At 45.2% G+C, this 13,478-nt stretch carries 12 protein-coding genes; 4 read left to right on the top strand and 8 right to left on the bottom strand.

What is annotated here, in order from left to right:
* Positions 1–109: 109 nt before the first annotated feature.
* A complete protein-coding gene (locus tag SB658_RS00515; protein WP_003152337.1) occupies positions 110–331 on the top strand; it encodes a DeoR family transcriptional regulator in 222 nt (73 codons plus the stop codon).
* A 121-nt stretch (positions 332–452) separates the two neighbouring features.
* Here the strand turns inward: SB658_RS00515 and SB658_RS00510 are convergent, their stop codons facing one another.
* Both SB658_RS00510 and murJ read right to left on the bottom strand, forming a co-directional pair.
* Positions 453–1,172, bottom strand: coding sequence for a pseudouridine synthase (locus tag SB658_RS00510; RefSeq protein ID WP_015714540.1), 720 nt, complete (start codon positions 1,170–1,172; stop codon positions 453–455).
* Between the two features lie 68 nt (positions 1,173–1,240).
* Positions 1,241–2,875 (bottom strand): lipid II flippase MurJ, encoded by a 1,635-nt coding sequence (murJ, locus tag SB658_RS00505; protein ID WP_014480588.1) that lies wholly within the window; start codon positions 2,873–2,875, stop codon positions 1,241–1,243.
* Positions 2,876–3,078: 203 nt separating this feature from the next.
* Between murJ and SB658_RS00500 the strand changes: the two genes are divergently transcribed.
* Entirely contained in the window at positions 3,079–4,341 is a 1,263-nt protein-coding gene (locus tag SB658_RS00500; protein ID WP_074794674.1) for a BaiN/RdsA family NAD(P)/FAD-dependent oxidoreductase, read from the top strand.
* Between the two features lie 188 nt (positions 4,342–4,529).
* On the top strand, positions 4,530–6,068 hold the full coding sequence (gene opuD, locus SB658_RS00495; RefSeq protein WP_015384403.1) for a glycine betaine transporter OpuD: 1,539 nt from the start codon (positions 4,530–4,532) through the stop codon (positions 6,066–6,068).
* A gap of 36 nt (positions 6,069–6,104) precedes the next feature.
* On the opposite strand, the gene SB658_RS00490 is transcribed toward opuD, so the two are convergent.
* From SB658_RS00490 to rmgP, 6 genes are all read right to left on the bottom strand, one after another.
* Positions 6,105–6,287, bottom strand: a complete 183-nt coding sequence (locus SB658_RS00490; protein WP_003223398.1) for a sporulation protein Cse60 — start codon at positions 6,285–6,287, stop codon at positions 6,105–6,107.
* Between the two features lie 67 nt (positions 6,288–6,354).
* On the bottom strand, positions 6,355–7,023 hold the full coding sequence (locus tag SB658_RS00485; RefSeq protein WP_015251427.1) for a YesL family protein: 669 nt from the start codon (positions 7,021–7,023) through the stop codon (positions 6,355–6,357).
* 21 nt (positions 7,024–7,044) lie between these two features.
* Positions 7,045–8,331, bottom strand: a complete 1,287-nt coding sequence (locus SB658_RS00480; RefSeq protein ID WP_015714542.1) for a Gfo/Idh/MocA family protein — start codon at positions 8,329–8,331, stop codon at positions 7,045–7,047.
* A gap of 11 nt (positions 8,332–8,342) precedes the next feature.
* Positions 8,343–8,846: a rhamnogalaturonan transport/degradation protein RmgS gene (gene rmgS / locus SB658_RS00475; RefSeq protein WP_074794659.1), complete on the bottom strand. Its 504-nt coding sequence runs from the start codon at positions 8,844–8,846 to the stop codon at positions 8,343–8,345.
* Complete coding sequence (gene rmgQ, locus SB658_RS00470; protein WP_133516487.1) at positions 8,843–9,964, bottom strand: unsaturated rhamnogalacturonyl hydrolase; 1,122 nt, start codon at positions 9,962–9,964, stop codon at positions 8,843–8,845. The genes rmgS and rmgQ overlap by 4 nt, the downstream gene beginning before the upstream one ends.
* 7 nt (positions 9,965–9,971) lie before the next feature.
* Positions 9,972–10,937 carry a polygalacturonan/rhamnogalacturonan ABC transporter permease gene (gene rmgP, locus SB658_RS00465; RefSeq protein ID WP_015251423.1) on the bottom strand — a complete coding sequence of 322 codons (966 nt, stop codon included), beginning with the start codon at positions 10,935–10,937 and terminating at the stop codon, positions 9,972–9,974.
* A 209-nt stretch (positions 10,938–11,146) separates the two neighbouring features.
* Between rmgP and SB658_RS00460 the strand changes: the two genes are divergently transcribed.
* Positions 11,147–13,471, top strand: coding sequence for a helix-turn-helix domain-containing protein (locus SB658_RS00460; protein ID WP_144500635.1), 2,325 nt, complete (start codon positions 11,147–11,149; stop codon positions 13,469–13,471).
* Positions 13,472–13,478: the final 7 nt, after the last annotated feature.

The following is a 13,478-nucleotide window of genomic DNA, read 5'->3' as shown; positions in this document are numbered from 1 at the left end:
TTATTTTAACAATTACAGATGTCTGCCTTTGTTGCTATTTCGTACGCAGTTGATAGTCGTGAGTTGTGGTTAGTCAAGTCCATCCGATCTTATGATAGGGAGTGGTTTTTTGAAACCTTCAACAAACCGTATGCTAACTCGAATCAAATCAGTTTACATGTTTATCCAAGAAAAAGGTCTTGTGACAACACAGGAACTGGTTGACGAATTCGGCATTACACCTAGAACGATTCAAAGAGACTTAAATGTGTTGGCATATAATGATCTTGTTCATAGTCCAAGCCGTGGCAAGTGGGAGACAACGAGAAAGAAAGTAAAGATTACCTCATAAATTGAAAAATTACATAGGGCCGCCTGAGAGCGGCCCGATAGATAATAGGGCGCAGAAACTACTGAGCCTTGTTTTTGTGTGCTTATAAATAAAACCCCGCATTCGATATGCGGGGTTTTTGTCATGCTTGCGGCTCATTGAGCAAATGAAGCTCTTCCTCTGTCAGCTCACGGTATTCTCCGGGTGCCAGAGCGGGATCTAGGGAAACGCGTCCCATCGAAAGCCGCTTCAGATAAACCACTTCATTGCCGACTGCCTTTGCCATTTGCTTGACCTGATGGTATTTTCCTTCTGTAATTGTCAGGTATATCACGGTATTGCCACTGTCGTTTGTTTTGATTTCCGCTCTTGCCGGCTTTGTTTTATAGCCGCCCTCTATGTAGACACCCGTTTCCAAATCGGAGATGTCTTCCCGAGAAATCTGTGATTTTAAATGGACTTCATACGTTTTTGGAACATGCTTTTTAGGAGAAAGGAGCCGATGTGCGAGCTGGCCATCATTTGTGAGCAGCAAAAAGCCCTCTGTATCTTTATCAAGCCTGCCGGCTGGAAATGGCTCAAATCTCATCTCCTCCGGCGTCAGCAGATCGACCACTGTTTGCTGCCGGCTGTCCTCAGTCGCCGACAGCACGCCCTGCGGTTTATTCATCATAAGATAAATGAACTCTCGATAATCAACCGGTTCCCCGTATACGGTCACCTCCTGCGTATCAGGATTAACGTGCGCCTTTACATCTTTGGCAGGTTTGCCGTCGATCATCACGGCTCCAGCCTTCACAACGGCTTTGACTTCTTTTCTGGAACCATACCCGCTGTTGGCAAGCAGCTTATCAAGTCTCATTCCCAATCTCTCCTTTATAAAAGAAAGCCCGCAGCATGCGAGCCCTCAGTTTCATCATATCTAGTTCATCAGCCTGCATGTCTGCCTTTCCTTAAGAAACCTGGCAAACGGCGGCCTAAAATTTTCTGTAAAAATCCTAATCGGTAGCCGCAATACAGGTAGACAGCTCCGCCAACAGCGGCCGCGATCACCACAACAATCGCAGCTTGCAGCTGGCCATCCTGATAGGAAATAAAGAAGCCTAATACCCACTGCACGATTTTCACGGCAATACCCATAATGGCTGATAAGACAAGCATCAAAACAGTTCGTTTAACTAGTATCTTATACGAATAGCCTGCATGGCGCTTAATCATGATAAACCCATATAAAAGTGAAGCGATATATCCAAGCGCCGTCGCTAAAATCGCTCCGTCAGCCTGCATCAGCTTGATCAGCGGAACATTCAGCACAAGCTTGATCACGACACCGATCACAAGGCTGACAACCGCAAATTTTTGCTTATTGATGCCCTGCAGAATGGCTGCGTTGACTGTAAACAAAGAGAACAAAATCGCGACTGGCGAATACCATAGCAAAATGTTTGCCCCCAGTTCAGGGTGAAGGCTCTCTGACCCGTAAAAGAACGTATACGTCGGTCCTGACAATAGAGAGATCCCGACAACAGCCGGAATAATTAAAAACAGGATCGTCTGCATCGTTTGATTAATCTGCTGATTTAACAGCTTATAGTTTCCGCTTGTAAACGATTCAGTAATCGTTGGAATTAATGTCAGTCCGAAAGCAGTTGCTAGGGAAACCGGGATCATCACGAGCTTCTGAACATACAGGGTTAGAATCGCAAGCATGTCTTGGCTGATGGCTTGATGACCGGCTTCAATCATCGCTTTGTTAAACGTATTTGTATCAATATAGTTATACAAAGGGATGGCTAGTCCGACAAAAACGTACGGAGCAGCATAGCTGAACAGCTCGAAAAACATTTTCTTGTAGCTTAGGTTTGCTGTCGGACCCGTATTCGGCATCATCGCCAGCAGGCTGCCCTTCCGTTTGTTCCAATAAATATAAAGCACGACCAGCCCTCCGAAGGCACCGATCAGCGCTGCGAAGGTTGCATAGCCCACAGCGATGACAAGGCCGCCGTTGAAAACCTTCAAAATCAAGAATGTCGCACTCAATAGAAAGATGATGCGGACAATCTGTTCAACGACTTGGGAAACAGCTGTCGGACCCATCATTTGGTGCCCTTGAAAGAATCCGCGGACAAGGCTCATAATCGGTACGACCAAAAGCGCTAAGCTGACCATGCGGATGACATAAACGACATGATCAATTGTCAAGCCGTTATTATCCTTGCCTCCCAGCGATATTTCCGCAAACATCGGAGCCGATAGATACAGAATGAAAAAGGCTATCATTCCTGTGACGAGCATAACCGACATGCCCGCCTTGAGCATTTTCCTGCTTGTCTCATAATCCCCTTTTGAATTATATTTGGAAACAAATTTAGAAACAGCGGCCGGAAAGCCCATCGTAGCAATATTCAAAAATAAAGTGTATTGGTTGTATCCGTATTGAAATAATGCACCGCCTGTCGCCCCGACCATAATGCTGAAGGGAATTAAATAGACCATCCCCAGAATCCGCGATATATATGTACCGAGCGTTAATACAAACGTGCCTCTTAACAGTTTGCTTGACATGTTTCTTCATCACCATTTTCTACGAAGATTCAACTTTTCTATTTTACCACAACTGGGCATTTAGACGGTAATAAATACAAAAGCAATCCTGTGAACATTCATGTCCGCGGCAAAAGACGTTTAAGGAGCGGCTTTCTTTCGCTATAATAGTACTGCGGACGGGGGTGTCCGCACACGAAATGAAAAGAAAGTTGATGATAAAGATGAAACAATATGACGTAATCGTAATCGGCGGAGGCCCTTCAGGCTTGATGGCTGCAATTGCAGCAGGAGAACAGGGCGCTGGCGTATTGCTGATAGATAAAGGAAATAAATTAGGACGGAAACTCGCGATTTCCGGGGGCGGCCGCTGTAATGTGACGAACCGCCTTCCTGTGGAAGAAATTATCAAGCACATCCCCGGCAACGGGCGTTTTTTATACAGCGCGTTTTCTGAATTTAATAATGAGGACATTATCAAGTTTTTTGAAAACCTCGGCATTCAATTGAAGGAAGAGGATCACGGCCGGATGTTCCCTGTGACCGACAAAGCCCAAAGTGTCGTTGACGCGCTGTTAAACAGGCTGAAGCAGCTCCGCGTAACAATCAGAACGAACGAGAAAATTAAATCTGTTATATATGAAGATGGACAGGCAGCAGGGATTGTGACGAATAATGGCGAAATGATCCTTAGCCAGGCAGTCATTATCGCTGTCGGCGGTAAAAGCGTGCCTCATACCGGAAGCACGGGAGACGGCTATGAATGGGCTGAAGCCGCGGGCCATACCATAACAGAGCTGTTTCCGACAGAGGTTCCCGTCACTTCTGGCGAACCGTTCATTAAGCAAAAAACACTTCAGGGCTTATCACTAAGAGATGTAGCCGTCAGTGTGTTAAATAAAAAAGGCAAACCGATTATCACACATAAAATGGACATGCTGTTTACCCATTTCGGCCTCTCAGGACCTGCCATTCTCAGATGCAGCCAATTTGTCGTAAAAGAGCTGAAAAAACAGCCTCAAGTGCCGATCAGAATCGACTTGTATCCGGATATCAATGAAGAAACGCTTTTCCAAAAGATGTATAAAGAACTGAAGGAAGCACCGAAAAAAACCATTAAAAACGTGCTGAAGCCTTGGATGCAGGAGCGCTATCTTCTATTCCTGCTCGAAAAAAACGGCATCTCTCCGAACGTATCGTTTTCTGAGCTGCCGAAGGATCCTTTCAGACAATTTGTAAGGGACTGCAAGCAGTTTACTGTCCTCGCAAATGGCACACTGTCACTTGATAAGGCATTTGTCACGGGAGGCGGGGTATCTGTAAAAGAAATTGACCCGAAAAAGATGGCTTCTAAAAAAATGGAGGGGCTTTATTTTTGCGGTGAAATTCTGGATATCCATGGCTACACAGGCGGATACAATATTACCTCCGCCCTTGTCACAGGCAGGCTTGCAGGGCTAAATGCCGGGCAATACGCCCGTTCTTAATCATTACTCTTTAAATCTCTTGCCTCCAAACTCACATTTGAACATTCCCCGCATTCATGTTAGGGTGAGACTTGTTTTGTTTCACCTGATTGCGGGGTAATTTTAAGAGAGGAATGAGCTGCCATCGTACGACCATACTAAGCCTGCGAGCAAGATATAGGCGTACACAAAAAATTAGAGGGTGAGAAATGTTGAAACATATATCTAGTGTATTTTGGATTGTGATTGCAATCACAGCTGCAGCTGTATTATGGGGTGTTATTTCTCCTGACAGCCTGCAAAATGTGTCTCAATCGGCACAAGCATTTATTACCGATTCATTTGGTTGGTATTATCTTTTAGTTGTCTCTTTGTTTGTCGGGTTTTGTCTCTTTTTGATTTTCAGCCCGATCGGAAAAATCAAACTCGGAAAGCCTGATGAAAAACCGGAATTCGGGTTATTATCATGGTTTGCCATGCTGTTCAGCGCAGGCATGGGAATCGGCTTAGTATTCTACGGTGCGGCTGAACCGATCAGCCATTACGCAATTAGCTCTCCATCAGGTGAAACAGAAACCCCCCAAGCCTTCAGAGATGCACTCCGCTATACGTTTTTCCACTGGGGTTTGCACGCTTGGGCCATTTATGCCATTGTGGCATTATGCATTGCCTATTTCCAATTCCGCAAAGGCGCACCCGGGTTAATCAGCAGCACACTGTCACCGATTCTCGGGGATAAAGTAAACGGACCGATCGGAAAGGCCATTGACTGTATTGCAGTTTTCGCCACTGTTGTCGGGGTGTCAACAAGTCTTGGTCTTGGCGCAACCCAAATTAACGGCGGTTTGAATTACCTGTTCGGCATTCCGAATGCGTTTATCGTCCAATTGGTTTTAATCATTATTGTGACAGTGCTCTTTTTACTTTCTGCGTGGAGCGGACTCGGAAAAGGAATTAAGTATTTAAGCAACACAAACATGGTATTGGCCGGATTGTTAATGTTGTTTATGCTCGTTGTCGGTCCTACAGTGCTGATCATGAACTCATTTACAGATTCTATCGGACAATACATTCAAAATATCGTTCAAATGAGCTTCAGACTGACACCGAATGATCCTGAAAAACGCGAATGGATTAATAGCTGGACGATTTTCTATTGGGCATGGTGGATTTCCTGGTCTCCATTTGTCGGCATTTTCATCGCCCGTGTATCCAGAGGCCGGACGATCCGCGAATTTTTAATCGGCGTCTTGGTGACACCTTGTATTTTGACATTTCTATGGTTCTCCATTTTCGGCGTATCAGCCATGGATCTCCAGCAAAAAGGCACGTTCAATGTAGCAAAGCTGTCCACTGAAACGATGCTGTTCGGAACACTTGATCACTATCCGCTGACAATGGTGACATCGATCCTTGCATTGATTCTGATCGCAGTATTCTTTATCACGTCAGCTGATTCAGCTACATTCGTGCTGGGCATGCAGACGTCGTACGGTTCTTTAAATCCGGCGAATTCTGTGAAACTCAGCTGGGGTATCATTCAGTCCGCCATGGCGGCTGTGCTCCTATATTCCGGAGGGCTTGCCGCTTTGCAGAACACAGCGATTCTGGCAGCGCTGCCGTTTTCTATCGTTATCCTGCTGATGATTGCCTCTCTCTATCAATCGCTCTCAAAAGAAAGAAGAGAGATCAAAAAAGCGGAGAAACTCGATAAACCGAGAAGTCCAAGAGTGAAAAAAGCATATTAACAAAAAAGATCTTTCCGCAGGCGCGGGAAGATCTTTTTATTTGCGATATAAAATAAGGGCGGAAAAACAGTAAAGCTGCTCGCCGTCTGGGTCGCACGCCGCCGAAACCGTATATTTGATATCAATCAGCTGCTCCTCCGATATCCCTTTTAAAAATGAATTGATTTCCGTTTGTAAGTCTTTTTCATGCTCTTCATCAAATACCGCTACCTTCAGCATTTTATCCGCTCTCCTTTCTCTATCAATCTATTCCGTTTGGAACAGCGTTATGATAGAGAAATGATGATTATCTCGTTTCCGGATAAAAAGCTTTCCGTATATGGGATTTCCTCTGTGGCTCGCCGCCGTGCTGCTCCACTTTCAGCAGCACGGCATAAACAATGCGCATATGACAGTAGCTGATCAGGCTGACGCTGAAAAAAGGGACAATGCCCGGCAGGTACGCAAGCAAGAAAAAGAGAGCAACAGTCAGCGCAAGCATAGCAAGCGTATATTGCAAATACGCCACACTGAGCAAGAGCGAAAATTTCACATACAGACGTTTTTTCCAGTCAAAATGGACAAGCAGCGGAAACACATAAAAAAGCATGGATACGAACAAAAAGCCAAATATCATAATGGCGAAGCGCAGGATGTGCAGAAGAAAATGACTTGGATAGATGAAGGCCAAATCAATATAAATGATCACTCCGATGAGCGCCAGTACAGCGCCGAGCAGATTTGAACGAAAAAATTCACCCTTGTATTCCTGCCAAAACGTTTTGAGCACCGGAACGTTGTCCTGCCCCTGGATCCACTTCCGCATGACAGCGAATAAAGCCGCGGTCGCGGGCATGATGCCAAACACACCGAGACCGAGCAACGTAAAAAACAGCCACAGCAAGTTTGTATACGCAAATCTCATAATCCATTCGCAAAAACGCAGCATCCGTCCCAGTGAGCCATCATGTTCCATGGCGCCCCCTCCTTTTTTGCATTATACATTCTGCATCTGAAAAAGCTCTTTCATGCCGATCGGCTTCTTTTCGGCAACCGAGCGCCACATTCCCTCACCAACCGCGATGGAGTAGGCTCCAGCTTCAGCCCCGGCTAAAATATCATAGCGGCGCAGCGGGTCTTTTCCTAAAAAAAGATCCTCAAGCAAAAGCGGATCACCTCCGCCATGCCCCCCTTCATTTTTGACCACTTGTATCGTCTGCTTTGATTCAAAAAGCGGATAGTAATCGATTGTCTGCTCAGGAAAAGCAAACGGAATTCTGGAAGGTTCGTGAAATTCATTTGATTCAATACGCCCTTTTGTGCCGTTGATCGTCAGCCGGTAGCCTTCATATGGGGCCGAAAAAATAATCGAGTAGCTTAACAGTGCGCCGCCATCATATTTGACTGCCGCCACGTACGTATCCTCGATGTCAATTTCCTCGTCAAAAATACACGCGTCAGGCCTGTATGCAGTATATAAGCTAGACTGGTCTCCTGCTTCGAGATGATCATCTTTTATAGAAGCTTTAGAGGAACGGGGATGCCACCTTGAATAGTAGTGGCATTTTTCTTTGACCCGGCACGTCCCGCAAAAACGCCCGTCTTCTTCCGGCAAGGGGTTCCACTCACTGTCCGGCCCATAGTAATTCAAGGCGCCATAAGCAAATACCTCTTCCGGATTTTGCCCAAGCCACCAATTGACGAGATCAAAGTGATGTGTTGATTTATGGACAGAAAGACCGCCGGAAAACTGTCTCGACCTGTTCCAGCGTTTAAAATAGCTGGCGCCATGATACGTATCAATATACCAATTTAAATCAACGGAGGTGACCCTGCCTATTTTTCCGTCCAGAATCATTTCTTTTATTTTCCGATGAAACGGGCTGTAGCGATAGTTAAACGCGACGGTGACTTTTCCTTCGCTTTTGGCCTCTGCTTCAAGCACCCGATTCGCATCCTGCACTGTTGTCACCATTGGTTTTTCAGTAATTACATCTGTATCCCACTGAAGGCTTTTTACAATATATGTGACATGCGTATCGTCCCTGCCTGCCACAATGACGATATCAGGCTTTGAGACGCGCATCATCTCGTCAAAAGCATCTTCGCTAAACTCAGGCACGTGGGCCAGCTCGGGAAATTTCTTCTTGCAAACGGCAAAACGTTTCGGATCGGCATCCAGCAATCCCGTAATCTCATAATGAGTTGAAAACCGCTCCAACAGCGGTTTGATAAACATACTGAATGCTCTGCTGCTCAATCCGCAAAAGACGATGTTCTTCAATATCCTCACCTCTATCGGGCTTCAGTTAGTTGAGAAATCAGCTGCAGCGCTTCCTCTGTTTTTTCAGCATACACAGGGATAAACGCCGCCATATCGCGATTCAATCGAAAAGAATAGCCGTTCAGCTGTTTTTTCCCTTTTTCGATCTGAACGGCATAGATCGTTTTTTCTCCTGTTTTTTTATTAACAGTTGTATAAGGAGATGTTTTTTCAGGAGGCAATCCGTTTAACGGCTGAAAATTTTCCGGATCATCGTAAGCTTGAAACATGTCTTCAGGCACGATGAAAACATCTCCCTCATGGGCGGTAATTTCAGTCAGCAGTTTTTCCTGAAAAGCTGGAAAGATATCGACCTTCCCGGCATTCTGCTCGGCGGCCTTTTTTATTTTTTCCTGTACGCCAGCCTGCATATCAGAAAAGAGAATGACATGCATTCCGTCCGGCCTGCTTGAGCATGATGCCAAAAAGAGGACTGAGACGATCACACACAAAGCCGTACGTATACCTGTCATCATTTCTCTACTGACCTAAAAAGAGTCTCCAGCTCTGTCATAGCCAAAATAAACGCACCAGCCCCGTGCAGATCGTTTGTGCTTCTTTCGCGGCTGACATAATAGTCATAAAAACCGGCTGACGTTCCGACACATATGTCTTTGACGAGAAACGCGCCGTCTTCTGATGTTTCGGTTTTATGCTGAATCAAGCCTTGATACGCTTTAAGTAGTGTTGTTTCGTAAGCTCTGTCTAGATAGCCTTCATTGATTCCTTTTGCGATTGCGTACATGTACAGACAGGATCCAGAGCTTTCCAGCCAGTTATCAGATCTGTCTCCCTTATCAACGATCTGATACCATAGCCCCGTCTCTTTGTCTTGATAGCGGCAGATGCTTTCCATCATGTCCTGCAGCGTGTTTTTCCACACATGACGGTTTGGATGCTTCTTCGGCAGCTCTTCAATCATGTCAGCAAGAGACATGACGTACCAGCCGATGGAACGTGCCCAAAATTCCGGTGAACAGCCTGTCTCTTCATTGGCCCAAGGCATTTTTTTCGCTTCATCCCAGGCGTGATAAAAAAGTCCGGTTTTTGCATCCTTCGTATGCTTTCTCATCAATGACTCCTGCAGCACGACCTGATCAAACAGCTCCGGCTCCTGCTTCAGATTGGCATATTTCAGTGCGAACGGCCCCCCCATGTATAAGCCGTCAAGCCACATTTGGTAAGGATAACCGTCTTTGTGCCAAAAACCGCCCTCAGACGTCCGGTTCAGTGTTCCATATAAGCCGCGCAGCCTTTTTGCCGCTTTGACATACCGTTCATCCTTCGTCTGCTCGTATAATGGAAAAAGAATGAGACCCGCTTGAATGGCGTCCAGTTCGTCTCTTCTAAATAATAGATTGCCATAATCATCGATTAAGAGATCTGCATAAGCCTTCGCATACTCAAAATACCGCTTTTCCCCGGTTGCTTCCCACAGCCGCAATACACCGCATAAGAAAACACCCTGGTGGTAGTGCCAGCGGTTTGCAGGAGGCAGCTCCTCGACTGTGTACGTATTCATAATGGTTTTTGCCAATGCCTCCGCGTACGTAAGAGGCGATTTTACAGCGATTGATTGATCCATTGATCCCATCCCTTTCTTAATAAATTCCTTCCTCGCCAAATTTCTTCGCCAAACGATTCGCAAGCATGACCAAAATCAGCCCGACCGCTGCTTTAAATACGCCGACTGCTGTACTGTAGCTGAATTGGCCCTGTTTCAGCCCTGCAGTATAAACATACGTATCAAAAATTTCCGCCACTTCCCTGTTTGTCGCATTTAACAGCAAATACACATGCTCGAAGCCAAGCTCCAGCGTGTCTCCGATTTTCAAAATCAGCAAAACGACGATAACGCTTTTAATGGCGGGCAGCGTAATATGCCACATTTGCCGCAGCCGTCCCGCTCCGTCCATTTTCGCCGCTTCATACAGCTGGGGGTCAACCGCTGTAATGGCCGCCAGATAAATGATCGTCGACCAGCCTGCTTCCCTCCAGATAACCTGCAGAATATACAGGGGCCGGAACCATTCTTCGTTCAGCAGAAAATTGATTTTTTCACCGCCAAAAAACACAATCAGTTCATTAATCAAGCCTCCGTCTACCGTTAACAGCACAAACGAAAGCGATACAACAATGACCCAAGACATAAAATGCGGGATATAAATCAGCGTCTGAACAAATTTTTTAAAGAGAGCAATCCGCACTTCGTTCAATAAAAGCGCCAGCAGTATCGGCACCGGGAAAAATATGGCCAGGTTCAAAGCAAATAACACGAGCGTGTTTTTTAACAAGAGAAAAAATGTAGGCTCAGTAAACAGCCTGATAAAATGCTTCAGCCCCACCCACTCACTGCCCAAAATGCCGAGGAACGGCTGATAATCCTGAAATGCAATCACAATTCCCCACATCGGGACATACTTAAAAAGCAAAAAATAAATACACCCCGGCAAAATCATCAAGTACAAATATTTTTGCTGAATCAGCTTACTTAGTAAGCGCTTTCTTTTTTCTTTTTTAAAAATGACTGTATCAACAGCCGGCGCTTGCGCTTCTGCTGTTTTCATTTTTTCCCAGCCTCCTTTCACGAGTTCTTGCATTCACTGTAGCGCAGAGGCAAAAGTCCGTCTACAATCATATGATCACATCCTGTTTTATCCCTTTATAATCAAGGGTTCAGCCGGTCCACCTGAAAAAAAGACACCGATATTAGAAAATGATTATTGACAATATCTATCAATCTTTGGATTAATTGTATTAAGGTGAAGTGGATGTTATGAAATGGGGGGGTTTTATGAAAAGAAGCCAATACAAGTTTTACTACAAACTGATCACGTTTTTCTGCCTGCTCAGCACCATTCCGGTTATTTTGGTCGGATTGTTTTCGTACGAGCACTCTCAGAAAACGGCTATTTCCAACGTTTCGGAGGAAAAATTCGACACACTCCAGCAGACCCAGCAAAGCATCGAGCATATATTGAAAACCGTCGATCACTCTTTAACCCACTATGTGAGTTCGCCGCCTCTCCTTCGCACATTGTCCGAGCCTTTGCACTCAGACCAATTTCAAATCTATAACCAAGTGAACCAAGAGCTCAATTATCTGCAAAGCTTTGATACCGATCTGTCCAACATGACGTTAGTCAGTTATACGAAAAAATGGTACATGAACAATTCCGGTTTGTACCGTTTGAATACAGACACTCTTCATGAAGCAGCCTCAGCGTACACGAAACACAAAGCGAGCCGCTCCTATTGGACGCTTGAGGAAAACAATCATTTGATTTCAACCAAAGAAAGCACAGCAGAAAACTGCCGCTACAATATCAATTTAATTAAGCAGCTTCCTTTGAACAGCACAAATACAAAAGGATTGGCCGCCGCAAGCATTCCGAGCTGTTCGCTTGTCAAAAATATGCCTGGCTATTCAAACGCCAACAACCTGTTTATCATCGATGAAAAAGGCCGCATTATCCTTCATAACAACATGTCTGATGTCGGTGAATCTCTTCATAACGACGGCTTTGTCCAAAAAGTGCTGGCGCAAACCGCCAATAGCGGACAGTTTGAAACAGTGATTGACCGGATTCATTATAAAGTCACCTATCAAAAATCTGACTATAATACATGGACTTATTTTTCTCTCGTTTCCCTGCCCGAGCTAAAAAAAGAAGCCAAGTCAATTGGCTGGATCACTTTTGCAGTATGCCTTATTTTGTTAACGCTTTCATTATTGTTCTCTTGGCTGGGCTCCCGCCATTTTTACAAGCCGATCAGGATGCTTTACGAATCATTCGCAAGACATGGAGCCATACAAGAGAAACAGCAGCCTCCTCAAAATGAATTTGAGTTAATTGAACAGAGCTTTAAGCAACTGAAGGACAGAAATGACGACCTTGAGGAAACGATGAAGCAGCAGGCCACTCATCTGCAGCAATATTTTATGGTCAGGCTTATGCTTGGAAAACTGACGGATGAGGAGGTTGATAACCGTTTTGAAAGCCTCGGCTTAAAGCAAAATTGGCGGCACCTTGCCCTGCTTGTGCTCCAAATTGACACACTGAATCATACGCCTTATGAGAAAAAAGATATGGATCTGCTTTTGTTTGCCGTCAACAGCATGATTGAGCGCAGCATCCCGACGGACAAACATCTTGCCCCCGCCGTAGTTGACAAACAGCAGGCGACGATTTTGATCAACCAAAGCGGGACAAAAGAAGAATTCATAGCTGAGCTGAATGAGACTGCAAGGATGATTCAGGAAAAAGCGGAAGCTGAGCTGCAGCTGTCTGTCAGCATCGGCATCAGCCAGCCGTTTGATGTGCTGACAAAAGCGAAAACAGCCTATGCGGAAGGCTCAGAAGCGTTGAAATACCGGCTTAAAGCGGAAAACAAGTCGATCATCTTTTACGAAGACCTTGACCAGAAAAAAACCTTCAAAACCCATTTTCCAAAGCAGCTTCAGCATGAGCTGTTCGATGCTGTCAAAGCAGGAGACAAGGAGAAAGCGGATAAATGCCTGCACGCGATTTTGCAAGCCATTTTCACCCAGAACACCAACCCGTATCAATTTCAAATCGCCATCGCCCGTTTTTTGAACCATGTGATTGAGCTGATGCATGTACTCGGGATCGAATTGTTTGAGCTTGAAGAAAACAAAATGCTGTATGATCAAATTTTTGAGCTGAAAACGTTCGAGGATACCGAAAACTGGCTAAAGAATGAGTTTATTGATCCGATGACAGACAAAGTGAACGCCCGCGCGGATGCCCAGTACAAAAATATTTCCGACAACATCATTCATATCATCCATCATGAGTTTGAATCCGAATTGACACTGGACGAAATCGCGCGCAGGCTGCATTACAACCCAAATTATTTAAGCAGCATTTTCAAAAAAGAAATGGGTATTTCATTCAGCGAGTATGTCTCAAGCTACCGACACCATATGGCGAAAAGCTGGCTTGCCGAAACAGACATGGCGGTCAAGGACATTGCCGAAAAGCTGAAATATAAAAACTCGCAAAATTTTATCAGGTCTTTTAAAAAGCTGGAGGGGATTACACCGGGAAACTACCGCCAGCAAAAAAGAAGCATGTAAAAAACCC

The organism is Bacillus sp. SIMBA_008 (assembly GCF_046535495.1).
Lineage (GTDB): Bacteria > Bacillota > Bacilli > Bacillales > Bacillaceae > Bacillus > Bacillus subtilis.
This window is presented reverse-complemented; position numbering and strand designations above follow the sequence as displayed.

Bases quoted from the DNA above. Each gene is read 5' to 3' on its own strand.
- SB658_RS00510 (WP_015714540.1), bottom strand. From the start codon at position 1,172: ATGAGACTTGATAAGCTGCTTGCCAACAGCGGGTATGGTTCCAGAAAA.
- murJ (WP_014480588.1), bottom strand. From the start codon at position 2,875: ATGTCAAGCAAACTGTTAAGAGGCACGTTTGTATTAACGCTCGGTACA.
- SB658_RS00500 (WP_074794674.1), top strand. From the start codon at position 3,079: ATGAAACAATATGACGTAATCGTAATCGGCGGAGGCCCTTCAGGCTTG.
- opuD (WP_015384403.1), top strand. From the start codon at position 4,530: ATGTTGAAACATATATCTAGTGTATTTTGGATTGTGATTGCAATCACA.
- SB658_RS00490 (WP_003223398.1), bottom strand. From the start codon at position 6,287: ATGCTGAAGGTAGCGGTATTTGATGAAGAGCATGAAAAAGACTTACAA.
- SB658_RS00485 (WP_015251427.1), bottom strand. From the start codon at position 7,023: ATGGAACATGATGGCTCACTGGGACGGATGCTGCGTTTTTGCGAATGG.
- rmgS (WP_074794659.1), bottom strand. From the start codon at position 8,846: ATGATGACAGGTATACGTACGGCTTTGTGTGTGATCGTCTCAGTCCTC.
- rmgQ (WP_133516487.1), bottom strand. From the start codon at position 9,964: ATGGGATCAATGGATCAATCAATCGCTGTAAAATCGCCTCTTACGTAC.
- rmgP (WP_015251423.1), bottom strand. From the start codon at position 10,937: ATGAAAACAGCAGAAGCGCAAGCGCCGGCTGTTGATACAGTCATTTTT.
- SB658_RS00460 (WP_144500635.1), top strand. From the start codon at position 11,147: ATGAAATGGGGGGGTTTTATGAAAAGAAGCCAATACAAGTTTTACTAC.